This is a genomic window from Rhodococcus sp. MALMAid1271 (assembly GCF_049195265.1).
Taxonomy (GTDB): domain Bacteria; phylum Actinomycetota; class Actinomycetes; order Mycobacteriales; family Mycobacteriaceae; genus Rhodococcoides.
The window spans coordinates 94,467-117,489 of the sequence record NZ_JBMIRQ010000129.1; the positions used below are offsets into that span (position 1 = coordinate 94,467).

Annotated in this window: 20 protein-coding genes; 11 read left to right on the plus strand and 9 right to left on the minus strand. The window is 64.7% G+C overall.

Going from position 1 to position 23,023, the window contains the following annotated elements; translation table 11 throughout:
• Positions 1–20 precede the first annotated feature (20 nt).
• Entirely contained in the window at positions 21–482 is a 462-nt protein-coding gene (locus ACOQFP_RS26300) for a DUF4262 domain-containing protein (RefSeq protein ID WP_421585982.1), read from the plus strand.
• A gap of 70 nt (positions 483–552) precedes the next feature.
• Here ACOQFP_RS26300 and gndA read toward each other — a convergent pair whose 3' ends face one another.
• From gndA to ACOQFP_RS26320, 4 genes are all read right to left on the minus strand, one after another.
• The gene (gene gndA, locus ACOQFP_RS26305; protein WP_206487709.1) at positions 553–2,004 is read right to left on the minus strand and encodes an NADP-dependent phosphogluconate dehydrogenase; all 1,452 of its coding nucleotides are present in this window, start codon (positions 2,002–2,004) and stop codon (positions 553–555) included.
• A 185-nt stretch (positions 2,005–2,189) separates the two neighbouring features.
• Positions 2,190–3,881, minus strand: coding sequence for a DEAD/DEAH box helicase (locus tag ACOQFP_RS26310; RefSeq protein ID WP_421585983.1), 1,692 nt, complete (start codon positions 3,879–3,881; stop codon positions 2,190–2,192).
• A gap of 274 nt (positions 3,882–4,155) precedes the next feature.
• Positions 4,156–5,112, minus strand: a complete 957-nt coding sequence (locus tag ACOQFP_RS26315; protein WP_206487707.1) for a M56 family metallopeptidase — start codon at positions 5,110–5,112, stop codon at positions 4,156–4,158.
• Between the two features lie 11 nt (positions 5,113–5,123).
• Positions 5,124–5,552 carry a BlaI/MecI/CopY family transcriptional regulator gene (locus ACOQFP_RS26320; protein WP_421585984.1) on the minus strand — a complete coding sequence of 143 codons (429 nt, stop codon included), beginning with the start codon at positions 5,550–5,552 and terminating at the stop codon, positions 5,124–5,126.
• A gap of 200 nt (positions 5,553–5,752) precedes the next feature.
• Between ACOQFP_RS26320 and ACOQFP_RS26325 the strand changes: the two genes are divergently transcribed.
• Together ACOQFP_RS26325 and ACOQFP_RS26330 are read left to right on the plus strand one after the other, a co-directional pair.
• Positions 5,753–7,054 carry an alpha/beta hydrolase gene (locus ACOQFP_RS26325; protein ID WP_206487703.1) on the plus strand — a complete coding sequence of 434 codons (1,302 nt, stop codon included), beginning with the start codon at positions 5,753–5,755 and terminating at the stop codon, positions 7,052–7,054.
• 119 nt (positions 7,055–7,173) lie between these two features.
• Complete coding sequence (locus tag ACOQFP_RS26330; protein ID WP_241256367.1) at positions 7,174–9,696, plus strand: bifunctional lysylphosphatidylglycerol flippase/synthetase MprF; 2,523 nt, start codon at positions 7,174–7,176, stop codon at positions 9,694–9,696.
• A 9-nt stretch (positions 9,697–9,705) separates the two neighbouring features.
• Here the strand turns inward: ACOQFP_RS26330 and ACOQFP_RS26335 are convergent, their stop codons facing one another.
• The 3 genes from ACOQFP_RS26335 to ACOQFP_RS26345 are packed head-to-tail and all read right to left on the minus strand — an operon-like array spanning position 9,706 to position 13,141.
• Positions 9,706–10,575, minus strand: coding sequence for an ABC transporter ATP-binding protein (locus ACOQFP_RS26335; protein ID WP_206487699.1), 870 nt, complete (start codon positions 10,573–10,575; stop codon positions 9,706–9,708).
• The gene (locus tag ACOQFP_RS26340) at positions 10,572–11,669 is read right to left on the minus strand and encodes a FecCD family ABC transporter permease (RefSeq protein ID WP_421585985.1); all 1,098 of its coding nucleotides are present in this window, start codon (positions 11,667–11,669) and stop codon (positions 10,572–10,574) included. Before ACOQFP_RS26340 ends, ACOQFP_RS26335 begins: the two co-directional genes overlap by 4 nt.
• Positions 11,666–13,141: an iron chelate uptake ABC transporter family permease subunit gene (locus ACOQFP_RS26345; protein ID WP_421585986.1), complete on the minus strand. Its 1,476-nt coding sequence runs from the start codon at positions 13,139–13,141 to the stop codon at positions 11,666–11,668. The genes ACOQFP_RS26340 and ACOQFP_RS26345 overlap by 4 nt, the downstream gene beginning before the upstream one ends.
• A 274-nt stretch (positions 13,142–13,415) precedes the next feature.
• Between ACOQFP_RS26345 and ACOQFP_RS26350 the strand changes: the two genes are divergently transcribed.
• The 8 genes from ACOQFP_RS26350 (at position 13,416) to ACOQFP_RS26385 (ending at position 20,611) form a co-directional block, all read left to right on the plus strand.
• The gene (locus ACOQFP_RS26350; RefSeq protein ID WP_241256366.1) at positions 13,416–14,114 is read left to right on the plus strand and encodes a hypothetical protein; all 699 of its coding nucleotides are present in this window, start codon (positions 13,416–13,418) and stop codon (positions 14,112–14,114) included.
• A gap of 191 nt (positions 14,115–14,305) precedes the next feature.
• Positions 14,306–14,767, plus strand: coding sequence for a PaaI family thioesterase (locus ACOQFP_RS26355; RefSeq protein ID WP_206487695.1), 462 nt, complete (start codon positions 14,306–14,308; stop codon positions 14,765–14,767).
• Positions 14,768–14,772: 5 nt separating this feature from the next.
• Positions 14,773–16,053 (plus strand): DUF6986 family protein, encoded by a 1,281-nt coding sequence (locus ACOQFP_RS26360; protein WP_206487693.1) that lies wholly within the window; start codon positions 14,773–14,775, stop codon positions 16,051–16,053.
• Positions 16,054–16,138: 85 nt separating this feature from the next.
• Complete coding sequence (locus tag ACOQFP_RS26365) at positions 16,139–16,771, plus strand: urease subunit gamma (RefSeq protein ID WP_206487691.1); 633 nt, start codon at positions 16,139–16,141, stop codon at positions 16,769–16,771.
• Positions 16,771–18,492, plus strand: a complete 1,722-nt coding sequence (locus ACOQFP_RS26370; RefSeq protein WP_206487689.1) for an urease subunit alpha — start codon at positions 16,771–16,773, stop codon at positions 18,490–18,492. Before ACOQFP_RS26365 ends, ACOQFP_RS26370 begins: the two co-directional genes overlap by 1 nt.
• A complete protein-coding gene (locus ACOQFP_RS26375) occupies positions 18,492–19,178 on the plus strand; it encodes an urease accessory protein UreF (protein WP_421585987.1) in 687 nt (228 codons plus the stop codon). The genes ACOQFP_RS26370 and ACOQFP_RS26375 overlap by 1 nt, the downstream gene beginning before the upstream one ends.
• Before the next feature lie 53 nt (positions 19,179–19,231).
• On the plus strand, positions 19,232–19,936 hold the full coding sequence (ureG, locus tag ACOQFP_RS26380; protein ID WP_206487686.1) for an urease accessory protein UreG: 705 nt from the start codon (positions 19,232–19,234) through the stop codon (positions 19,934–19,936).
• 6 nt (positions 19,937–19,942) lie between these two features.
• Positions 19,943–20,611 carry an urease accessory protein UreD gene (locus ACOQFP_RS26385; RefSeq protein ID WP_421585988.1) on the plus strand — a complete coding sequence of 223 codons (669 nt, stop codon included), beginning with the start codon at positions 19,943–19,945 and terminating at the stop codon, positions 20,609–20,611.
• Positions 20,612–20,699: 88 nt separating this feature from the next.
• Here the strand turns inward: ACOQFP_RS26385 and ACOQFP_RS26390 are convergent, their stop codons facing one another.
• Entirely contained in the window at positions 20,700–22,103 is a 1,404-nt protein-coding gene (locus ACOQFP_RS26390; RefSeq protein WP_206487682.1) for an NAD(P)/FAD-dependent oxidoreductase, read from the minus strand.
• 107 nt (positions 22,104–22,210) lie between these two features.
• Positions 22,211–23,011, minus strand: coding sequence for a HugZ family protein (locus ACOQFP_RS26395; RefSeq protein WP_421585989.1), 801 nt, complete (start codon positions 23,009–23,011; stop codon positions 22,211–22,213).
• Positions 23,012–23,023 lie beyond the last annotated feature (12 nt).

A 23,023-nucleotide genomic window follows, 5' to 3' on the forward strand; every position in this document is an offset into this window, starting at 1 on the left:
TTGGGGGAGCTATGTGCAAAATGTGTCAGGGGCGCAGTGCCGACGAGTACGTCCAGGATCTGAAGCGCTCGATCGACGAATTCGGGTGGGCACTGCAGTATGTCGAATCGGAGGTCGACCGGTATGGAATTCACCCGGCCTTCTGCTACACGGTAGGACTCACCGATCTGGGTAGTCCGGAGATCGTTGTGACGGGCCGCGGGCCGCAGGAGTCCTCGCGCATCCTGAATTCGCTCGGTAGCTTCGTGGCCTCCGGAATGCTCGAGATCGAGGCCGGGATGGGTTGCTCGGCAGCAGGATTCGAGTTGTTCACCATCGATGTACCGGACTGCGCCGACATTCTCCATGCCGCCTCCGACGTGTACGGAAACGGTCGATTCGGTGCCGTGCAGACGGTCTGGCGAGACCTCGACGGGTCGTTGCCATGGGAGGGCATCCCCTCGATCGTGGTGCAGCCGATCTTCGGCCCGATTCCACACTGACAGAGCATCGCCATGCACTGCGGTGGCGCTGGACGACGAGGTCAGCGCCACCGCGTGAGTGCGAGCCTTGTCAGGCCTGGACCTCGGAGCGATCGCCACTCCACAGAGTGTGGAATTTGCCGTCGGAATCCGTGCGCTCGTACGTGTGCGCTCCGAAGAAGTCACGCTGGCCCTGCGTCAACGCAGCGGGCAACCGCTCGGCCCGCAGCGCGTCGTAGTACGACAGCGAGGAGGCGAACGCCGGTACCGGAATGCCCAGTGAGGCCGCGGTGATCACGACCCGACGCCAGCTGTCGATGGCATCCTCGATCGCGTCGCGGAAGTACGGTGCCAGGATCAAGCTGGGGAGTTCGGCGTCGTCGTCGTAGGCGTCCTTGATCCGGTTGAGGAACCGCGCCCGGATGATGCAACCACCGCGCCAGATCGTGGCGAGGTCGCCGGGATGCAGATTCCAGTCGTACTCGGCGCTGCCCGCAGCGATCTGATCGAAACCCTGTGCATAAGCGACGATCTTGGACGCGTACAGGGCCCGGCTGATGTCGTGTGTGAACTGCTCTGCGTCGGTGGGCTTGTCGGCCAGAGTTCCAGAGGCAAGGCCTACGGCGGCCTTACGCTGGGACCGCGAGCCCGACAGAGCCCGAGCAAAAACAGCCTCGGCGATACCCGTGACGGGAACTCCGAGGTCGAGAGCAGCCTTGACCGTCCAGCGTCCGGTGCCCTTCTGCTCGGCGGCGTCGACGATCACGTCCACCAGAGGCTGACCCGTCTTGGCGTCGACCTGGCGGAGCACCTCGGCGGTGATCTCGACCAGATAGCTCTCCAGATCGCCGTTGTTCCACTCGCTGAACACGTCGGCAATCTGCGCCGGGTTGTAGCCGAGTGCGTCGCGGAAGAGGTTGTACGCCTCACCGATGAGCTGCATATCGGCGTATTCGATGCCGTTGTGCACCATCTTGACGAAGTGACCGGAGCCGTCCGGTCCGATGTGAGTACAGCAGGGGGTGCCGTCCACCTGCGCTGCAATGGATTCCAGCAGCGGGCCGAGCGCCTTGTAGGACTCGGCCGGACCTCCGGGCATGATGGAAGGGCCGTTGAGCGCGCCTTCCTCGCCGCCCGAGATACCGGCCCCGACGAAGAGCAGACCGCGCTCCTTCATCGCAGCCTCTCGGCGGATGGTGTCGGTGTAGAGCGCGTTACCACCGTCGATGATGATATCGCCCTCTTCCATCGCGTCGGCGAGCTCCTCGATGACGGCGTCGGTCGGATCTCCTGCCTTGACCATGATGAGAACCCGGCGCGGCTTCGCGAGCGCTGCCACGAATTCCTCGATGGTTTCGGTGCGGATGAACGTGCCTTCGGTGCCGTGCTCGTCGATCAGCGCATCGGTCTTCGCGATGCTGCGGTTGTGCAATGCGACGGTGTGTCCGTGATGGGCGAAGTTACGTGCGATGTTGGAGCCCATGACGGCGAGTCCGGTGACTCCGATCTGAGCCAGTTCTGTCGGTTCTGCTGCTGAGGTCATACAGACAGCTTTCCTTGCCGAGCGATCGAGCGCGAGCCAACCCCCGAGCAGATGTGAAACCTGCCCGCGCACAAAGACACGAGGTGTCGCATTCGCGAAGAATGCGACACCTCGTGTCGTGGATGTACGCCGATCGGTTCACGATCGCTCGATGGTGAACCGATCAGTGGCCGCCGAGGGACCGATCAGTGGCTGCGAGCCGGACCGTCGAATCCGTCGTAGGAGCGACGCTCGGTGCGGCTGCGGAAGCCTCCCGACCGGTGTTCCTCCTGGCGGGACGTAGATGCCGGGCGGCGGTTGTCGGAACCCCGGCTGTCCGAGCCGCGGTATGCACTCGAGTCGCTGCGACGTGGGCGATCGCCCTGGTATCCGCCTTCGCTACGGGGGTTGGATCCCTGGTAGCCGCCGCTGGTGCGCGGATTGGATCCCTGGTAGCCGGTACGCGGGCGGTCACCCTGGTATCCACCGCTGGTGCGCGGGTTGGATCCCTGGTAGCCGGTACGCGGGCGGTCACCCTGGTACCCGCCGCTGCTGCGCGGGTTGGACCCCTGGTATCCGCCGCTGCGGGGGCGGCTGTTTCGGTCACGGGGCGCGGACTCGGCGCGCAGCGGCTCGCCGGTCGGCTTCTTTGCGCCGGTGATGCTGTTGAGCTCGGTCGAACCCGGCGAGACGTTGACGGCCGTGGCCTTGACGCCTGCCATTCCGGTCAGGCGTAGCACCTGGCGGCGCTGGTTGGGGAGCACGATCGCGACGACTGTGCCCTTCTCGCCCGCCCGTGCGGTCCGTCCTGCACGGTGCAGGTAATCCTTGTGATCGGCAGGCGGATCGACGTGCACGACCAGATCGATACCGTCGACGTGGATGCCGCGCGCGGCGACGTCGGTGGCGACGAGGACGGGCGTGCGCCCGTTCTTGAAGCGCTCGAGCACACGGGTGCGCTGGTTCTGGGCCTTTCCACCGTGCAACGACTCCGCGGCGATGCCGAGCGCCCGCAGGCGATCGGTGATGCCGTCGCAGCCCAGCTTCGTCCGAGCGAACATGATGGTGCGGCCACCTTCGCGTGCACCGATCTCGGAGAGAACCAGGTCCTTCTGACCCCGATCGACCATCAGAACGTAGTGGTCCATCGTTCGGACGCTGGCCTTGCCGTCCTGGGTGGAGTGCTCGACGTGATCGGGCAGGAACTGGCGCACCAGCGACTGAACCTCACGGTCGAGGGTGGCCGAGAACAGCATGCGCTGACCGTCCGCAGGAGTATCGGCGAGAACGGCCCGAACCTCGGGAAGGAAGCCCATGTCTGCCATCTGGTCGGCCTCGTCGAGTGCGGTGATCTCGATAGCGTCGAGGATGCATGTGCCCTGGCGCAGATGATCGGCGAGGCGGCCCGGGGTGGCGACGAGGACATCGACGCCGCGGCGTAGCTGTTCGACCTGCTTGTTGAACGGGGTGCCGCCGACAGCAGGCATGACTCGTAGACCCTGCGCGTTGGCGTAGGGCGCGAGAGATTCGACTACCTGAAAAGCGAGCTCGCGCGTAGGAACCAGCACGAGCGAACGAGGGCGCTTGGCGGCCGGTCGATCGGTGTGCAGCGACAGACGCTGCAGAATCGGCAGGCCGAAGGCGAGGGTCTTGCCCGAACCTGTCTGTGCACGACCGAGAACGTTCTTGCCCGCAATGGCGTCGGGCAGCGCTTTCTCCTGAATGGGGGAGGGCACGGTGATCGAGTTGCGTGCCAGGGCGGCGACAACGGCCTCGGGCAGTCCGAGATCGGCGAAGGTGAACGCCGGTGCCGCGACGGGTGCCGCGGTGACCGCGGCGTCGGACGCGGTGGAAATCGGTGTGTTGGAAACGGGTGTGTTGGAAACAGCGTGGGTCACGCAGTAAAGCCTCTCCGGATTACGGGCACGCCAATAAGCCCGAAGCTGAGAGCACCCGAAAATCGGGAAACACGGAAAAACAGCCAGAACACATTGATACGAGCCAGGGCACTGTCACCTGGCCATCGATACGCAGGGAACTGCATAAAGTGGGGCTGTTTGTGCCATTTCGATTGCTAAGTCGCGATGGCGACCGAGGTCCACTGTACGGGACTCGCCGCACATTGTTCACACTCATTCGGTGTGACCTGCGCGACCCCGCTCGAACACCGACTCACCCGACGAGTTTGCTCAGTTCTTCCAGCCAGGGCATTGCCACATAGATCGTCGGCAGAACCAGAATCACCACGGCGGTCCCGTAGGCAACCGCAGCAATACGGATATCGCTGCCGGGCCCGCTCAATCGCTGCACCCGAATCAACGTGTGCGGACCGCCTGCCGCCATCGCACCCCTCGGTGCGGTCGACCCCGCGCACGTGACCAATGCCCTGGCCAGTGGAGTGGGTCCGGTGACCTTCACGGCCGAGTCGTCGGCGAGGAGTTCGACGAGCAGTTGCACGCTGCCGAGTGCCGATTTGCTTCGCACGATTCTGGGGAAGGCTTCGTTGACCGCGGTGAATGCCTCGAGAACCAGGTCGTGACGGGCACGCAGGTGCGAACGTTCGTGGCTGAGTATTGCCGTGACCTCTGCCTCGGACAGCTCCGCGAGCGTTCCTCGGCTCAGTACTACTCTCTGGCGCAGGCCAGGGAGGCAGTACGCGATCGGCTCGGCCGCGTCGAGCACACGGATGTCTGCATCGCGAAGACCGCGAAAGGCATTCTCGATCGAACTGTTTCGGTCGAGCAGATCGACCAGCATGCGGTGACGGGAACGTCGGCGTCGGGTTCTCACGGCTACCTGGACGACGGAGAACATCAGCTTGGCGCCGATTCCGAGCGTGATCGCCAAGACGGCGACGTAGAAGATCCAGAGGGGAAGACCGAGTGCGTCGATCTCGTCGGTGGGTGCCGTTGTCGGGCGACCGTCTGCACCGGGAACAAGGAGCAGGCCGCCGATCGCGAGGCCGGAACTGAACGCCGACAGCACAGCGGCGAGTGCGATTGCCTGCCACAGCACGAGCGCTGCACGCGGAGACCGGTAAGGCCAGCGGGCGCGAGCGAGCACCGCTGGGATCGGCCCCGCCAAAACAAGCGCGAGCACCGCGAAGGCCAGCGCAGTCGTCGAGTTCATGTCCTCACTTACTACGGCGTGCGTCGATCCGTTGGACGGCCTTCTTCGGCCGAAGGCGATTCTCCGCTCGATTGTGCCACTTCGAGAGCGGCAAGTGCCTCACGCAGTGCGGCGGCTTCGTCTGCCCCCACCTGCCCGACGAAATGGACCAGGGCCGCCGCCCGCCCGCCCGATGCCGGAGCCTGTGACAACGCGTCGACCATGAGGCTGGCGACCAACTCGTCGCGTCCATGCAGCGGAGCGTAGCGGTGCGCTCGATCATCACGCTGCTGAACGACCAACTTCTTCTTCGCCAATCGCTGCAGCACCGTCATCACCGTCGTGTAGGCGAGTTCGCGATGTTTCGCCAGCGCCTCGTGGACCTGCCGAACGGTCTGCGGATCCGAGGATTCCCACAGATGGTCCATCACTGCGCGCTCTAGTTCACCAAGACCAGCCATTTCACCGAGTCTACGGCTAGTCCGACGCACATGCGTACTACTGGCAGTAGTACCCGGAGTTCGGGCGGTGTGTGTTCCGTCATAGCTCCCATCGGCTCGAATAGGCGGGTCGCGACCGCAGAAGGCTCGAGGCGAATATCCTTCACTCGTGATCGTGCCGCCCCGCGGCCCGACTTTCGAGAAGTGAGTGGAGTCATCGCGTGGACTGGTTCGATTCTTTGTCGTTGATCGACGGCCCGGTTCCGGTGATCGTCTCCGTGCTCGGCGCTCTCGGCGGTGTGTGGCTGCTCGTGTCGAGATCGAGAAGCTACACCGCACGGGCATTGCCGATCGCGGTGACGACCGCGATAGTCGTCACCGGAATCGGCTACGTCGTCGTCGAAAAGGTATGGCGACCGTTTCCTGATCCGATCGCTACTTCCATCTACGTATGGATCGGGGTAGGTCTGGCATCGCTGTTCGCGCTGGTTCCCCGTCTGCTCGCGGCACGGAGGGTGCTGGGCAAGCTCGTATCGGTGCTCGCTGCGCTCGCGGTGGTGGCTGCGGCCGCCTTGCACGTGAACCTCGAATTCGACGCGTATCCCACTGTGGGAAATGCACTGGGCGTGGAGTCGGCTGCTCGGATTCCGTTCTCGGATGTGCCGGCCGCTGTCGCGCAGACCGTCACGGGAACACCGCTCGACTCGGTCTGGACCGCACCTGCCGATCTGCCGGCGGCAGGGAAGATCACCTCGGCGGCGATTCCGGGTACCGTGTCCGGTTTCTCCGCCCGAGACGCAGAGATCTATCTGCCGCCCGCCTACTTCGCAGATCCTCGCCCACTGCTGCCGGTTCTGGTATTGCTCGCTGGTCAGCCGGGTGCGCCCGAGGACTGGCTCAACGGCGGAAGGCTGGCGCTGACCATGGATAATTTCGCACGTGAGCACGCCGGTCTGGCACCGGTGGTGGTCGTTGCCGACGGCACGGGATCGTCGATAGCCAATCCGCTCTGTGTCGATTCGCCCCTCGGCAACGTCGACACCTATCTGTCCCGCGACGTTCCCGACTGGATCGACAGTGCACTGCAAATCGATGAAAATCGTGCGCACTGGGCCATCGGCGGATTGTCCTACGGCGGAACCTGCTCGATTCAGATGGCGACCAATCATCCCGACGTGTACCCCACGTTCCTCGACCTGTCCGGCCAGCGCGAGCCGACCCTCGGCGATCGAAATCGCACTGTGCAGCAGGCTTTCGGCGGAGACGCTGCAGCGTTCACTGCTGTCAACCCGCTCGACCTGCTGAAATCGCGTCGGTACCCGGACTCGGCCGGTATTTTCGTCGTGGGTACCGATGACAAGGACTTCAAACCGGGACAGCAAGAGATGTACGACGCGGCGAAGGCCGCCGGAATGGATGTGCAGTACGTGGAGGTACCGGGCGGCCACAGCTTCGAGGTCTGGGCGGAAGGCTTACGACGTGAACTTCCTTGGCTGGCAACGAGAACAGGGTTGATTTCGTGAGCGCGACCGATCCCGAGCAGTCGACGGCAGCGACGTCTGGCGCCGAGACACACGATTCGGTGGGGCCGACGTGGATGTCGAAGCGGAGGACGTCCCTCGCGGCGCTTGCATCTGCAGTGATGCGGCAGTTGCGGCGCGTCTGGTCACTTGTTCTCTTCGGAGCCGTCGGAGCCCCGGTCGGTTTCGTCTTGCTCGCCGTCGTGTGGGCCACCGGCATCGCCGCTGCCGTCATCGATGACCGCGGCCAGCTGGACAGGTACTTCGCGGTCGGGATCATGCCATTCGAGCGCTGGCACCTGTGGACCCCACTGACCTCGGGATTGGTGGCCCCGAACATCGCCGGGTGTGTCGTGGCGACGATTGCGGTTCTCCTCGCCGCCGCGCCCATCGAACGTCGGATCGGGTCGGCTCGTTTCGCCGTCGCTGCGTTCGTCACTCAGGTGGCCGGTTCGCTGCTCGGTCTCGGTCTGGCGGCCCTGGCCAAGACGTTCGACGCCGACTGGGGCTTCCGGTTGCACGTCGGGACGGCTGTCGGTCCGACGACCTGGATCTTCGGCGTGGTGTTGGTGGCCACTTCGCGCATGGATACGTTGTGGCGCAGGCGGCTTCGCGTCGGAATTCTGGCCCTGCTCGTGACGTTGGCCCTCTTCGGTGGCCACTTGCAGGATGTGATCCGGCTTGCTGCCGCCGTCATCGGTCTGGTGGCGGGCCCGTGGATCGTCGGCCGTTCGGCCCGCGGACCGCGACTGGCGGGCACCCAACGAGAAGGACGCGTCTTGGTTGCGTTGATCGTCGCCGCGAGTGCCCTCGGGCCGGTACTGGCGGCATTGAGCCCCAATGCAGTCGGTCCGTTCGCGGTACTTCGAGATGTGGTGCGTGGAGTTCCGTACACGGCCGCGGAGGTGCGTGAAATCTGTGCCGATGCGACGACCGATCCGGCGGAATGTCGCCGCGGCCTGCTCGATCTGAGGCTGGGGGGAGTGGGCCCCACCATCTTGAGCATCATGCCGTCCCTGTTTTTGCTTGTGGTCAGCGACGGACTGCGCCGGGGGAGACGGTTTGCGTGGGCGATGGCGGTCGTCTCTCAGGTGGTTCTGCTCGGACTCTCGTTGGCCAACTTCGGGATTCGGTTCTTGGAGTCCGGTGACGACGAGTCGATGTTCTACGGACTGGAATCACCGACCGCATACCGCACCATCGCGCCGTTTCTACTGCCCCTGATCGTCTTGGTGGTCCTGATCGTCACCCGTCGATTCTTCGATGTGTCGGCTCCGGCCGGTACTTACAGGCGGTGGGCGGCCTCGGTGGTCGGCGTCGGCGCTGCACTGGCGCTGGTTTACTCGATCGGTGGGTACCTGGCGCGAGGCGGTTTCGCCGATTCACCCTCGTTCGGCGGACTACTGACCGACTTTCCGCAGCGCTTGGTGCCGCCGGTCTATCTGCAGTGGCTCGAGCCCGCCCTGCTGCCGCAGAGCGTCCCCACCACCTTGTTGTTCGAGTGGACCGGAGTGGCGTTCTGGGTGTTGGTCTGCGTGCTCGCCGCAGGCACCTTCCTCACCCCGGTGTACGGAACCGAGACAGATGCCACCGAACGGGCACGAGGGCTGTTGATGGCGAGCAGTGGATCGGCTCTGTCGTGGATGACGACATGGCGCGGAAACAAGTACTGGTTCGGTCCGGACGGGCGAAGTTACGTCGCCTACCGTGTCATCTCCGGCGTTGCGCTCACCACCGGAGATCCGGTCGGTCCGCGAGAGTCGTTGCGAGACAACGTCGTCGATTTTGCGGAGTTCGCATCGAAAAACGGCTGGGTCCCGTGCTTCTACTCCGTCACCCCCGATGTTCGCCGGATCACCGACTCGCTCGGCTGGGGCGGCATTCAGGTCGGCGAGGAGACGGTCCTGGACTTGGAACAAATTGCCTTCACCGGCAAGCGATTCCAGGATGTCCGAACGGCACTCAACCGTGCCAAGAAGGCGGGCGTCGTGGCCGAGTGGATCCGGTTCCCGACAGCTCCTCTCGCTATCACCGATCAGATAACGGCGATCTCCGAGGAGTGGGTTGCCGACAAGGGAATGCCGGAGATGGGCTTCACTCTCGGCGGGCTCGAAGAGGTGGACGACGAGAACGTGCGGTGTCTGATCGCCGTCGACGAGCATCGAACCGTGCACGGTGTGACCTCGTGGATGCCCGTCTACGAGGAGGGTGTCATCGTCGGGTGGACGCTCGACTTCATGCGTCGGCGCTCGGAGGGTTTCCGACCGACCATGGAATTCCTGATCGCCTCGGCCGCCCTGCTTCTCGAGCAGGAGGGTGCCCGGTTCCTCAGTCTCTCGGGCGCGCCCTTGGCCAAAGTCGACGAGAAGCAGCCCGAGCATGTGTCCAGTGCCGAGCAGTCGACGTTGTCCGGTCTACTCGACCGCTTGCTCGACGTGCTCGGACGCACTCTGGAACCGGTCTACGGGTTCCGTTCGCTGCTGGCGTTCAAATCCAAGTTCCAGCCTCGATACGAATCGATGCACATGACCTTCGCGGACCCGGCCGCATTACCCAGTATCGGAAACGCGATCGGTAGGGCCTACCTGCCCGATGTCTCCATCGGCCAGGGGTTCAAACTTGTCCGCACCATGATCGAGAGGTGAAGGATCGGGTCACACAGCCCGAGAATCCGGTGCCGCGCCATGCTTTTCGGACTTCACCGGACCGCCCACCGATCCGTAGACGTGCCGGGTACCGATCGGGACGACGAGGGGACGATCCGACATCGGATCCTCGATCACGGCGGCTTCGAGGCCGAAGACGTCGAGCAGCAGTTCCTGGGAAATGACGTCCTGAGGGCGACCGGACGTGACGATGCGTCCGTCCTTCATGACGATCAACTGGTCGCTGTACCGCAGTGCGAGGTTGAGATCGTGCAGCACCATGACGATCGTGCGGCCCAGTTCGGCATGCAGTCGATCGACGAGATCGAGCACTTCCACGGAATGGGCCAGGTCGAGGTAGGTGGTCGGCTCGTCCAGAAGCAGGATGTCGGTGCCCTGCGCCAACGCCATCGAGATCCACGCGCGTTGCCTTTGGCCACCGGAGAGCTCGTCGACGGGGCGGTCGGCGAGGTCACCCACGCCGGTGAGTTCGAGTGCGTTCGCCACCTCCGACTCGTCGTCCGAGCTCCACTGTCGGATCCACGACTGATGCGGATGACGACCACGAGAGACCAGGTCCGCGACGGTCAATCCCTCCGGAGCCGTCGGTGCCTGCGGCAGCATGCCGAGGGTTTTGGCAACCTCTTTCGTCTTCATCGACGAAATCGCACGGCCGTCGAGCAGCACACCTCCGGCTTTGGGCTTGAGCAAGCGTCCGAGAGAACGCAGCAGGGTGGACTTCCCGCAGCCGTTCGGGCCGATGACGGTGGTGATCAACCCGGTGTGAATCGCCAGATCGAGGTTTTCGACGATCGTTCGATCGCCGTACCCGAGGGTGAGATCGTCTGCGACCAAGCGAGAGGCATGGCTGATTGTCATACGGAGGCCTTTCGATTACTGCGCACGAGAAGGTACAGAAGGAACGGTCCACCGAGCGCCGAGGTGACGATGCCCACCGGTAGCTCCACCGGCAGAATCGTGCGAGCGATCAGATCGCTCGACACCACCAACACACCGCCGGTCAGCGCCGACCCGATGATCGGCGGACCGGGCGTTCGCAGGATTCGAAGTGCGATCTGTGGCGCTGCGAGCGCAACGAATCCGATGGGACCTGCAGCGGCGGTGGCGATGGCGGCGAGGCCGACGGCAGCCAAGAGCATCATTGCCTGGCTGTGTTGGAGGCGTACGCCGAGTGATCGTGCGTTGTCGTCACCCAGGCGTAGCGCGCCCAGCGTGAACGTCGCGACGACGGTGCCGCCGCCGACGAGAACGACGGCGATCGCGACTGGCCAGACCGTGGACCAGTTGGCGCCGTTGAGCGAGCCGTTGAGCCAGACCTGCGCCCGCGAGACATCGTTGATGTCGGCACTGACCAGCAACCAGCCGATCACTGCGGTGAGCATGGCGTTGACAGCGATGCCCACCAGAATGAGGCGGAACCCGTCCACGCCTTTGCGCCACGCCAAGGTGTAGATCGCGATCGCGGTGAGGACGCCGCCGATCAGCGCCGCAATGGGAAGCCCCACGGTGGCGAGCATTCCGCCGATGCCGCCGCCGAGGACGATCAACGCGACAGCTGCTGCACTGGAACCGGCGGTGATGCCCAGGATGTCAGGGCTGGCCAGCGAGTTGCGCGAGATCGACTGCGTGATCGCACCGGAGATGCCGAGCGCCGCACCCACGAGCAGACCGGTCAGCGATCGCGGGAGGCGTAGGTCCATCACGATGAACCGCTCGATCCTCGAGCCGCCGCCGAGAAGTACGTCGAGCACCTGCGCGATAGAGAGCGGAAAATCGCCGCGGCCGATGTTCACGCACATGATGAGAACCAGTGCGGCGGCCAACAACACGGTGGTGACGACCATGAGTGGACGCCGGACGAGGGACACGCGGCCCACGCGCACTGCCGGCCGTGCGGGGACGGCACCGGGTCTCGATGTCGACGGTGTGGGGGATCCGAGGCCGGCGGTCACAGGCTCGCCAGCTTTCTCCGGCGTACGAGCGCAATGAAGAACGGCGCACCGACGAGGGCGAGAACAATGCCGACCTGCAACTCGCCAGGGCGCACGACGACGCGGCCGATGACGTCGGCGACCATCAGCATCACACCACCCATGAGGCCTGCATAGGGAACGAGCCAGCGGTAGTCGGGCCCGGTCACCGCGCGGGCGATATGCGGAACGACGAGGCCGACGAAGGCAATGGGCCCGCACGCGGCGGTCGCGGCACCGGTCAGCAGCGTGATCGCGATAATGCCGACGGTGCGGGTGAGTGCGATATTGGTCCCGAGCGAGCGGGCGACGTCCTCGCCCAGGCTCATGACGTTCAATCCGGGGGTACTCGCGAGCGCGATGAGGACCCCGATCACCAGGAAGGGAAGTACCTGCCACAGCACGTCGAGTCCACGACCAGCGACGGATCCGACCACCCAGAAGCGGTAGCCGTCGAGGCTCGTCTGATCGAGGAGCACGACAGCGTTGGTCATCGCCGACAGGAAGAATGCGACGCCCGCGCCCGCCAACGCCAGATTGATCGGGCTGGATCTGCCTGAGCCGATCGACGACAGGCCGAACACGACGATGCTCGCTGCCGCCGAACCGGCGAACGCGAACCACAGGTATTGGCTCGGTGAGGTGAATCGGAACAGGTAGATAGCCATCACGACGAAGAACGCTGCTCCGGAGTTGAGCCCGAGCAAACTGGCGTCGGCCAGCGGGTTTCGAGTGTGTCCTTGGATCAGGGCACCTGCGATGCCCAGTGCGATACCGACGACGAGCGCGAGGACCGTACGAGGTACACGCAATGTGCGGACGATGATGTCGGTGTCGGTGCCCGTCGAGTCGATGAGGGCGTGGGCGATCTCGGCGAAGGTCATCGGCCGCGCGCCGATGGCGACGCTGGCGAGGACGCCGGCCACGAGTGCGACGACCAACACGGCCAGGCCGAGCAACCTTCGCCGTCGAATGGCTGCGACCGAGCCGTCTTGGGGGATCGGCTCGAATCCCTCAGCGGCAGCCCGCTTTACCCGAACTACCTCGGCTGATGCAGTGCCGATCCCGACATGACGGCACAGGGCGCGGCGCGCGCCGACGGGTCCACGGGTGTGACTGTCTCGCAGTGTCAGCCCGAGCCAGCGTCGACCGGTGCTCTGCCCCTCGTTGCCGTCGCGGTATCCCCGATTCCAGACGAACAGTGCCGACGAGACGAGCACGGCAATCGTTCCGAACACGAATCGGTCTGCCTGGCCGCCGCCGTTGTCGTCACCGAGAGCGTCGACGATCGACCAACCGATGAAGAGCGGAATCAGAACGATCAGGGCGTCGATGGCCGCAGCGGCCATACGCGAACTCCGCTGCGGCGGCGCAACGGGAACGTTCTCGACCCCGCACCGTTCTCCGTCGGGTCGGCGAGCGTCGTGGCGGCCGAGTAGCGGACGTGTGGTCACTGTGGTGGTGACTCCTCGCTGTATCGAAGGGCGGGTCTTAGGTTACGGAACCCTTTCCTCGGATGTGCGGCGAGGTAAGGGTAGCGGTACCTGAGTGACTGATACTCTGGTTAGGCTAACCTACTATCGACGGACAGCACGACTGGTTCGCCCGGTCTCTGAAAGAAGGAGCGTTCAGGTGTCAGCGGTAACTTCGAGATCCACAGGTTGGCCGGATGTGTATCGATTCTCGGGCCGAGTCGGCGGAACGGCAGTGCTCGACGACTCGTGCGCCATGCTGAGAGCGCTCAATCCCGAATACCCGCGGATGTACGCCGTGGCCGCCATGGCCAACGAGAGCAAACGGCGTTGGTGGCAGTTGGGTTCCGGACCGACATCGGGACGCTTCGAGCAGATGTACCGCCGGTCGCTCGAGGATCTCCGTGTGCCGGAGGCTGCAGCAGTTCAGGTGGCGACTGCCCTGATTCACGCCGTCGTCGGGCGAGTTACCGCGCTGCTCGCCGTGCAAGCCCGTGCCTGGGATCCGGGTGTCGAGAATCTGTGGATACATATGGACAGCGACGGCGGAATCGACTGGGCCGGCGTCGCATCGCCGATTCTGAGAGTGTTACCGCAGGATCCCGCCTCGGGTGCGTCAGGTTCCGTCACCCTGCCATGTGAAGAGGCGCTGCTGGTATGGACGGCGCACCGGTGCATCACGTCCTTGGAGCTGGTGTTGACGGCGATGTCGGAGCACGCTCCGCTCGATGATCGACTGTTCTGGGCGCTGGTCGGCGATGCGATTCTCGGTGCCTCCACGTATGTACCGATCCTTGCGGGTGCGAACGCGTCCGACAGCGCTCGTCGGGGTCAGTTGTTGCTCGACGCCATGGTTGCTGTCGGGTTGCCGGTGCGGTCGCGTGTCGGGTCGGACCGGCAGCGGCTGCGAGTTTCTCGAGCACCATTCCTTGGCAGTAAGGCATGCCTATGCTAAGTTTCTGACAACCGGACCGAGCCGGAGTCCTGAGGGCTGCAGTGACTCCCGGTCCTTGCCGCGGTGGGCCTGTCGTTCGTCTCGAACGACAGGCCCACCGATTTTCTCGGGTCGACAGTCGTGTATTCCTGGTGATGAGTCGACGACGGTCGACGAGAATCCTCGACACACGCGACCCGGAAGCGGAGCACATGACCGATTCGAGCGGAACCACCGAAGCGACTTCCTTCGAGACCCTCACCCCGGAGCAACTGACCGAACTCTGCGGCCGTGGCTTCGATGGTGTGGTCGGACTGACGTACAAGGAAGTGACCGCAGACGTCGTTCGCGCCGAGTGGGACGTGACCCCGCAACTGCATCAACCGGCCGGAATCATGCACGGCGGCGTGCTGTGTGCAGTGGTGGAATCGGTGGCCAGCATCGCCGGATCGGCCTGGTTCGGATCTCGTGGTCACGTCGTCGGAGTCAACAACAGCACCGATTTTCTCCGCGCCACGCGCTCGGGAACCCTGACCGCACTGGGACATCCGATTCACCGTGGACGCACGCAGCAGCTGTGGCAGGTCGATATCACCGACGACAGCGGACGCCTGGTTGCCCAGGGGAAGGTCCGGCTGGCAAATATCGAAAACACCGCTCATCTGGGACAGTGATGCCTATGACCGGACACAGCGACAGCGCCGAATCTGCTTTCGGATCCAGGGGCACGGCGCTGACCCCCGACGCACTCGATCGACTCGAGTCGCTCTTCGCTCCGATCGACGAAGATCTCGCGCGGCACTACCCGGGTGACCGGATCGGCGGGCAGCCCTCGCACACCGTCTACGTCTCGGCCTCGGAGGCATCATCGGATGTGCCGGCCGAATGGGGCGCTGCCGCGACGGCGATTCTGGATGCACACCCCGAAGCATTCGCCGAACTCGACACCTCGAACGTTCTTCCGCTGGTGCGTGAGCGACTGATCAGTGCTCCCGTCCAGGACCTTCGGTTCGATTTCGAGGACGGCTACGGGTGGCGTTCGGACGCAGTAGAGGACCGCCACGCGATCGCAGCGGGCGAAGCGCTGTCGGCGTTGGCGCGGGACTCCGCCGGCCCGACCTGGCTCGGCATTCGCGCCAAGGGGTTGGCAGCACACGAGCGTCGACGCGGTATTCGAACGCTCGAGCTCGTTCTGGACGGTGCAGGGGGAGTGCCCGACGGTTTCGTCTTCACCGTCCCCAAGCTGCGCGCCGCCTCGCAGGTGGCCGCGGTGGTCGCCCTGTGCGAGGAACTCGAGCGGGCCCACGGCCTCGCCGACCATGCACTGCGATTCGAGTTGCAGATCGAAAGCCCCCAAGCCGTGATCGGGGCCGACGGGACGACGACGCTCGCGCGGGCGATCACCGAAGCCGACGGCCGCTGCACGTCCCTGCATTACGGAACCTACGACTACAGCGCTGCATGCGGGATCACCTCGGCGCAGCAGTCGCTGGCTCATCCCGTGGCGGACCACGCCAAGAACGTCATGCTGGTCGCCGCTGCGCAGACCGGAGTATGGGTGTGCGACGGCTCTACCCAGGTGGTGCCGACCGGCGACGCCGAGCAGGTGGCGGCTTCTGCGCGGCGGCATGCAGATCTGGTGACGAGGTCGCTCGAACGCGGCTTCTATCAGGGCTGGGACATGCACCCCGGACACCTGGTGACGCGATGGTTGGCCACCTTCGGATTCTTCCGCCGCGCGATGCCCGTCGCGGCGGCTCGGCTGGGTAGCTACCTCGAGCGGCAGGGCGGTGCGGTGATGGACGAGCCCGCCACGGCTCAGGCGCTGGCAGGTGTTCTGGTTCGAGGACTGGACTCGGGCGCATTCGGCATCGCTGAGCTGCAAGAGGTGGCCTCCGCTGTCGATCGAACTGTTCTGCGCGGATTGCTCGATCGATCGGTCACGGTGCCTCTCGGATGAGGCGCGGCGGCGCGCTCCGCTGCCACGCTGTCGTCGCCGTGTCAGAATTGCCGAGCACCATCACCGATCGGGACGGAGTCCTCCAATGCGGTTGTCTCCCCACGAGCAGGATCGACTGCTCGTCAGCTATGCCGCCGAACTCGCGCGGCGTCGCCAGGCTCGCGGCCTCCGGCTCAATCATCCCGAGGCGATCGCCGTCATCACCGACCACCTCCTCGAGGGAGCCCGCGACGGGAGATCTGTTGCTGACCTGATGGCCTCCGGTCGCGAGGTCTTGAGCGCCGATGACGTCCTCGACGGCGTTGCCGAGCTACTTCCCGAGGTGATGGTCGAAGCGACTTTTCCCGACGGCACCAAGCTGATCACCGTGCACGAGCCGATTTCACCGAAGCGGGATGACGGCCACCTGATTCCGGGGGAGATCATCACCGTCGCAGGCGATATCGAGATCAACGAGGGTTCGGAATCGATCAGCGTCACCGTCGTGAACGCCGGGGACAGGCCGGTCCAGGTGGGATCTCACGTGCATTTTCCGCAGTCCAACGATGCCCTGCAATTCGATCGCGAGCGCGCGCACGGCCATCGCCTCGATATTCCGGCGGGAACGGCCGTGCGATTCGAGCCCGGCATAGAACAGGTGGTTCGGCTCGTGCCTCTCGGCGGCACGCGCGAGGTCCACGGATTGAGCATGACGCCTCCCGGAAAGTTGGACAGCTGATGGCACGGATGAGTCGCAGTCGATACGCCCAGTTGTTCGGACCCACTACCGGTGATCGAATTCGCCTGGCAGACACCGATCTTCTGATCGAGGTCACCGAGGACCGTAGTGGTGGACCGGGAAACGCAGGCGAAGAAGCGGTGTTCGGCGGCGGCAAGGTGATTCGTGAATCGATGGGGCAATCGCGGGCGTCCCGAGCGGACGGTGCTCCGGACACGGTGATCACCGGGGTCGTCGTTGTCGACTACTGGGGGATCATCAAGGCCGATATCGGAATTCGCGACGGCCGAATCGTTGCGCTGGGCAAGGCAGGCAACCCGGACACCATGACCGGCGTGCACCCGGATCTGGTCATCGGCCCGTCGACCGAGATCATCGCGGGCAACGGGAAGATCGTCACCGCTGGTGGCATCGACTGTCACGTCCACTTGATCTGTCCGCAGATCAAGGAGGAAGCGCTCGGTGGCGGCATCACCACCGTGATCGCAGGCGGCACCGGCCCCGCCGAAGGCAGTAAGGCCACCACCGTCACCCCGGGTGCATGGCACCTGTCCAGGATGCTCGAGTCTCTCGACGACTGGCCGATGAACATCGTGCTGCTCGGAAAGGGCAACACGGTCAATCCCGCAGCAATGTGGGAGCAACTGCGAGCGGGCGCATCGGGTTTCAAGCTGCACGAGGACTGGGGTTCCACCCCTGCCGCCATCGATGCGTGTCTGCGAGTGTGCGAGGACGCCGGGGTGCAAGCCGCGTTGCATTCGGACACCCTGAACGAGGCCGGATTCGTCGAGACCACCCTCGGTGCCATCAAGGGCCGCGGAATTCACGCCTATCACACCGAGGGGGCAGGCGGCGGGCACGCACCCGACATCATCACCGTCGCGGCCCAGGGGCACGTGCTGCCCAGTTCGACCAACCCGACGCGTCCGCACACCGTCAACACTCTGGACGAGCATCTCGACATGCTCATGGTGTGCCATCACCTCAGTCCTTCGATCCCGGAGGATCTGGCCTTCGCCGAGAGTCGCATCCGGCCGTCGACGATCGCAGCCGAGGATCTCTTGCACGATATGGGCGCGATCTCGATGATCGGCAGCGATTCGCAGGCAATGGGGCGTATCGGCGAGGTCGTACTGCGCACCTGGCAGACGGCGCACGTGATGAAGGCTCGTCGTGGCTTCCTGGCCGGAGACGATGGCGCAGACAACAACCGCGTCATGCGCTACGTCGCCAAGTACACGATCTGCCCCGCGGTTGCTCACGGTTTGGATGACGAGATCGGCTCGATCGAGCCGGGCAAGCTTGCCGATCTGGTGTTGTGGGACCCGGCCTTCTTCGGCGTCCGACCCCACATGGTCATCAAGGGAGGCATGATCGCGTGGGCAGCGATGGGCGATGCCAACGCCTCCATTCCGACTCCGCAACCGGAACTTCCGCGCCCGATGTTCGGCGCCTCACCCAAAGCGGCGGCAGCGACATCGCTGCACTTCGTGGCCCCTCAGGCCATCGAGGACGGGCTTGCGGGGCGTTTGAACTGCGATCGACGGTTGGTTCCGGTCAAGAACGTGCGCGGAATCAGGAAGGCCGATATGGCCCTCAACGACGCTCTGCCCAGCATAGAAGTGGATCCGGATACGTTCACCGTGCGCATCGACGGCGACGTGTGGAAAGAGCAGCCGGCGACCGAATTGCCGATGGCGCAGCGATACTTTCTCTTCTGATGGCGGCTGTTCCACTTCCGGCCGCGGACACCTCGTCTGCCCGTCTCCAGGTGACAACGGTTCTCTCACTTGCCGATTCACGTCTTCCTACCGGCGGGCACGTGCATTCCGGCGGGGTGGAGGAAGCGATCGCTTCGGGTTTCGTTCGCGATATCGCGACCCTCGAGTCGTTCCTGCGACGCCGTATTCGGACCTCCGGAGCCATGACGGCGTCGGTGGCAGCAGCGCTCGTCGGCGGTTCGCTCTGCGCGGCCGAGGCCAACGCCGAATGCGACGCACGAACTCCGTCCCCGGCTGCCAGAGCCGCCTCCCGTTCGCAGGGCCGCGGGCTGCTCCGTCTGGCCAAATCGACGTGGCCTGGGCATGATTGGACGTCGATCGGCCGGAAGCCGCACTTGGCCGTCGCTGCCGGGCACGTCGGGCTGGCCGCTGGCCTGTCGGTCGGAGACATCGCGGCCGTTCAGGTCTACATCACCATGACGGGCTCGGCGATCGCGGCGCAACGTCTGTTGGCGCTCGACCCGGCCGAGGTCGCTGCATGCACCATCCGCTTGGGTGGTCTCTGCGATGACGTCACCGCCGCCGTGTGTCGCTCCCTGCCCGAGTTGATGGAATTGTCGGACCCGCTGCTGGACATGTTCGCCGAAGCCCACTCCGTTCGTGAGCGTCCGCTGTTCGTATCCTGAAATACCGATCCTCTGTTCTGTGATCGACTGTTCTCGACCGACTAGGAGATGTCATGCCCCCGCACCTGATCGACGGTGAGCCCCACGACCACGGGCTGGATCGGCCCAAGCGCGCGCGGGTGCCAGGCGAGGCGCTGCGGGTGGGAATCGGCGGGCCCGTTGGTTCCGGTAAGACCGCTCTGGTGGCAGCACTGTGTCGCCAGTTGCGAGACGAGCTGTCGCTGGCGGTTCTCACCAACGACATCTACACCACCGAGGATGCGGACTTCCTGCGGCGACACGCTGTGCTGCCGGACGAGCGCATCACTGCGGTGCAGACCGGCGGATGTCCGCACACCGCGATTCGCGACGACATCACAGCCAACTTGGATGCCATCGACGACCTGATCGAGAACAACCCACCGTTGGATCTGATTCTCGTCGAGTCGGGCGGAGACAACCTCACCGCCACGTTCTCGTCCGGTCTGATCGATGTGCAGATATTCGTCGTCGATGTCGCAGGCGGAGACAAAGTTCCGCGCAAGGGTGGCCCCGGCGTCACGTTCTCCGATCTGCTCGTCGTCAACAAGACGGACCTGGCACCGTATGTGGGTGCCGATCTCGGCGTCATGGAGCGCGATGCCGCTCAGGTGCGTGAGGACCGGCCGACTGCGCTGATCTCGCTCACCGACGATCCGACGGCGAGTACGGTTCTCGCGTGGGTGCGTAAGCAGCTCGCGCTCGTTGCCGACGCCGACGCGCATACCCATACGCACTGAGCGTCGATGCACACCGAGCTCTGCATCGATGCGAGCCGCGATCGCAGCCCACGCATCACCTCGGTGGGCGGGCTCGCCGGCCGACAGACGGGACCGGATACCGTCCACCTGATCGGCACCGCCGCAACTCCACTGGGCGGTGACACCATCGTGGTCAGAATTTCCGTGGCCGCGGGAGCGCGTCTGGAGGTGCGCAGCGTGGCGGCATCGTTGGCGATGCCCGGCGCGCTGAATCGTCATTCGTCGGCGCAATGGTATTTCGAGGTCGGGGAAGGCGCGTCCCTGGTCTTCGACCCCGAGCCGATGGTCGTCGTTTCCGACGCCTCGCATTCGGTGGTCAATACAGTGGTAGTGCACGAGGATTCGGCACTGTGGTTGCGTGAGAGGACGCAGATCGGACGGTTCGAGGAGGCGTCGGGAAGCTGGAGCAGTTCGATGCGATGTGACGTGGGAGGCAGCCCGTTGCTGCGCCATCGAGTGGAACTGGGTGAGGGATCGGTTGCTCACGACATGTTGTCGGCACCACTGTCGATGTCGAGCACGTTGCAGTATCCCGATAGTCGGCCGTCCGAGGTGGATCTATCCGACGGGTCGATGCGATTGGCCCTGGCCGGAGGCGGGTCGCTGAGTACATCGGTGGGACGTCGTCTGGTGCCCGCCGGATCAGGTGGGTGAGAACGCCAGTCGACTCGCTGCGCTTCGTCGTGCGCCTTTTGCGTACCTATGAGTACGCAAAAGGCGCACGACGAGAGTGGGCAGCCTGTCAGCCTGCAGCTTTCTCGCGTTCCTGAGCTTCCTCGACCTTGTCTTCGTCGATCGCGTTCGCGCGTTCGAGAGAGTTGAGTTGCTCGATGGCCAGGCGAGCGAACACCTGCTGCTCGGTCGACGCCATCTGAGCTCGGCCTCTTCCGAGGAACGTCACGAACCACGAGATGACGGTCGTGATTCGGCTGCGGTAGCCCACGAGGTAATACAGGTGCAGTGCCAGCCACATGAGCCACGCGATGAAGCCGCCGAACTCGAGCTTGCCGACCTTGGCGACCGCGTTGAACCGAGACACCGTTGCCATCGAGCCCTTGTCGAAGTACTTGAACGGGGCCCGCTGGGTGGGATCGTCCTCGCCTTTGACCGACGCCTTGATCAGCTTGGCTGCATACGTGGCTCCCTGGATCGCTCCCTGCGCCATGCCGGGTACGTCCTTGACCGCCATGAGGTCGCCGATCACGAACACGTTCGGGTGGCCCTTGACCGTCAGGTCCGGTTCGACCAGCACACGACCGGCGCGGTCGGTTTCCGAGCCGGACTGATCAGCGAGCTGCTTGCCCAGGGGGCTGCCCTGGACACCCGCGGACCACACCTTGCACTGCGCCTCGATGCGACGAGTCGTGCCGTCCTTCTCCTTGACGGTCAGGCCGTCGTTGTCGACGTCGGTGACCATCGCGTTGAGCTGGATCTCGACACCGAGCTTCTCGAGCCGCTCGGCGGCCTTGCGTCCGAGCTTCTCGCCCATGGGCGGGAGCACGGCAGGTGCAGCGTCGAGCAGAATGACGCGGGCGTCGCGCGGGTCGATGTTGCGGAAGGCCCCGTCGAGGGTGCGGTCGGCGAGCTCGGCGATCTGGCCCGCGAGCTCGACCCCGGTCGGGCCCGCGCCGACGACGACGAACGTCATCAGACGGTCCTTCTCCTCCTGATCGTCGGACAGCTCTGCCTGTTCGAAAGCACCGAGGATGCGTCCGCGCAGTTCGAGTGCGTCGTCGATGGTCTTCATTCCCGGCGCGAACTCGGCGAAGTGATCGTTGCCGAAGTAGGACTGCTGTGCGCCGGCCGCGACGATCAAGCTGTCGAAGGGGGTGACGGTGACGCGTTCGAGCAGTTTGGAGGTGACCGTCTTCGAGTCGAGATCGATGTTCAACACGTCGCCCAACAGAACCTCGGCGTTCTTCTGCTTACGCAGGATGACGCGCGTGGTCGGAGCGATTTCGCCGACGGACAGGATGCCGGTCGCGACCTGGTACAGGAGGGGCTGGAAGAGATGATGTGTCGTCTTGGCGACGAGGGTGATGTCGACGTCGGCTCTCTTGAGTGCCTTGACGCCGAAAAGTCCTCCGAACCCGGAACCGATGACGACGACACGGTGACGCTTCGATTCGAGCGGTTGGATGCTCATTACCTGCTCCCTAACGATTGCTGTGTGGGGACAACGGTAGTCGCCATCCACTGTGGCGTCTCGGCAAGGTGTCTGTACCGGTCCAGACGGAAGTTCGCAGTGAAACCCTATCGCCCGCCTACGGCCCGCTTCGCCAGTTCCACGGTTGCAGCACGCAGTTCGGCAGCCGAGTCGATCGGTGTCGCATAACCGACTCTGGTGTAGGCGACACCGCGGGGTGTGAGCACCTTCAGATCCAGTCCGTACCGATCGGCCGCCTCGCACTCGGCGGAGGTCGCGTCCGGGTAGCCGCCCAGCTCGCGGGCCATCGCGGCCAGAGACGCCGAGTGATCTGCGTTGAGATGGTCGATTGCGTACGCGGAGGTCGGCGACACCGGATCCGGTTCGGCCACGGCATACGCCTCGGCGGTTGCAGAATCCATGCGACCGTAACCACCGACCCATCGAACTCGCTGCACGCGCATGACCCACACGGTGAAATCGCTGTAGTCGAGGTAGTACCGCGCAGCCGGTACCCCCGCCAGATGCGCCTCCCGCGCCGCTGACAACTCGTCTCCTTGGGGTCGCTCGACCACACCCGCCAATGTGATGCGGCCCGATGCCAGCGGGTCGGTCTGCGATCGCGGTGCCACGATCGACAGACTCGCCCGCTGGTCACCGTCGAGATTGCGGCCGTGCTCGGCCATCCGGGAAACACAGAGAACCGGAGCGCCTTCGAGCAAGCCATAGGTGACGAACGAGGCCCAGGGATCGCCGCCCGCCGTCAGACTGGCAAGCGTCGCCATGTTGGTGGACGCAGCGATCGTGCGCGCCTCCTCGGCAGCGGAGGGACGCCGATCGTCGACCACCGGAGACAGGGGAGGAGGAATGGACGGTGCGTCACCGGGATCGCCGTGATCGAGTGCCATGTGCACGAGCTT

Bases quoted from the DNA above. Each gene is read 5' to 3' on its own strand.
- ACOQFP_RS26300 (WP_421585982.1), top strand. From the start codon at position 21: ATGTGTCAGGGGCGCAGTGCCGACGAGTACGTCCAGGATCTGAAGCGC.
- gndA (WP_206487709.1), bottom strand. From the start codon at position 2,004: ATGACCTCAGCAGCAGAACCGACAGAACTGGCTCAGATCGGAGTCACC.
- ACOQFP_RS26315 (WP_206487707.1), bottom strand. From the start codon at position 5,112: ATGAACTCGACGACTGCGCTGGCCTTCGCGGTGCTCGCGCTTGTTTTG.
- ACOQFP_RS26320 (WP_421585984.1), bottom strand. From the start codon at position 5,552: ATGGCTGGTCTTGGTGAACTAGAGCGCGCAGTGATGGACCATCTGTGG.
- ACOQFP_RS26330 (WP_241256367.1), top strand. From the start codon at position 7,174: ATGCGGCAGTTGCGGCGCGTCTGGTCACTTGTTCTCTTCGGAGCCGTC.
- ACOQFP_RS26335 (WP_206487699.1), bottom strand. From the start codon at position 10,575: ATGACAATCAGCCATGCCTCTCGCTTGGTCGCAGACGATCTCACCCTC.
- ACOQFP_RS26350 (WP_241256366.1), top strand. From the start codon at position 13,416: ATGCTGAGAGCGCTCAATCCCGAATACCCGCGGATGTACGCCGTGGCC.
- ACOQFP_RS26355 (WP_206487695.1), top strand. From the start codon at position 14,306: ATGACCGATTCGAGCGGAACCACCGAAGCGACTTCCTTCGAGACCCTC.
- ACOQFP_RS26360 (WP_206487693.1), top strand. From the start codon at position 14,773: ATGACCGGACACAGCGACAGCGCCGAATCTGCTTTCGGATCCAGGGGC.
- ACOQFP_RS26365 (WP_206487691.1), top strand. From the start codon at position 16,139: ATGCGGTTGTCTCCCCACGAGCAGGATCGACTGCTCGTCAGCTATGCC.
- ACOQFP_RS26370 (WP_206487689.1), top strand. From the start codon at position 16,771: ATGGCACGGATGAGTCGCAGTCGATACGCCCAGTTGTTCGGACCCACT.
- ACOQFP_RS26375 (WP_421585987.1), top strand. From the start codon at position 18,492: ATGGCGGCTGTTCCACTTCCGGCCGCGGACACCTCGTCTGCCCGTCTC.
- ureG (WP_206487686.1), top strand. From the start codon at position 19,232: ATGCCCCCGCACCTGATCGACGGTGAGCCCCACGACCACGGGCTGGAT.
- ACOQFP_RS26385 (WP_421585988.1), top strand. From the start codon at position 19,943: ATGCACACCGAGCTCTGCATCGATGCGAGCCGCGATCGCAGCCCACGC.
- ACOQFP_RS26390 (WP_206487682.1), bottom strand. From the start codon at position 22,103: ATGAGCATCCAACCGCTCGAATCGAAGCGTCACCGTGTCGTCGTCATC.
- ACOQFP_RS26395 (WP_421585989.1), bottom strand. From the start codon at position 23,011: ATGGCACTCGATCACGGCGATCCCGGTGACGCACCGTCCATTCCTCCT.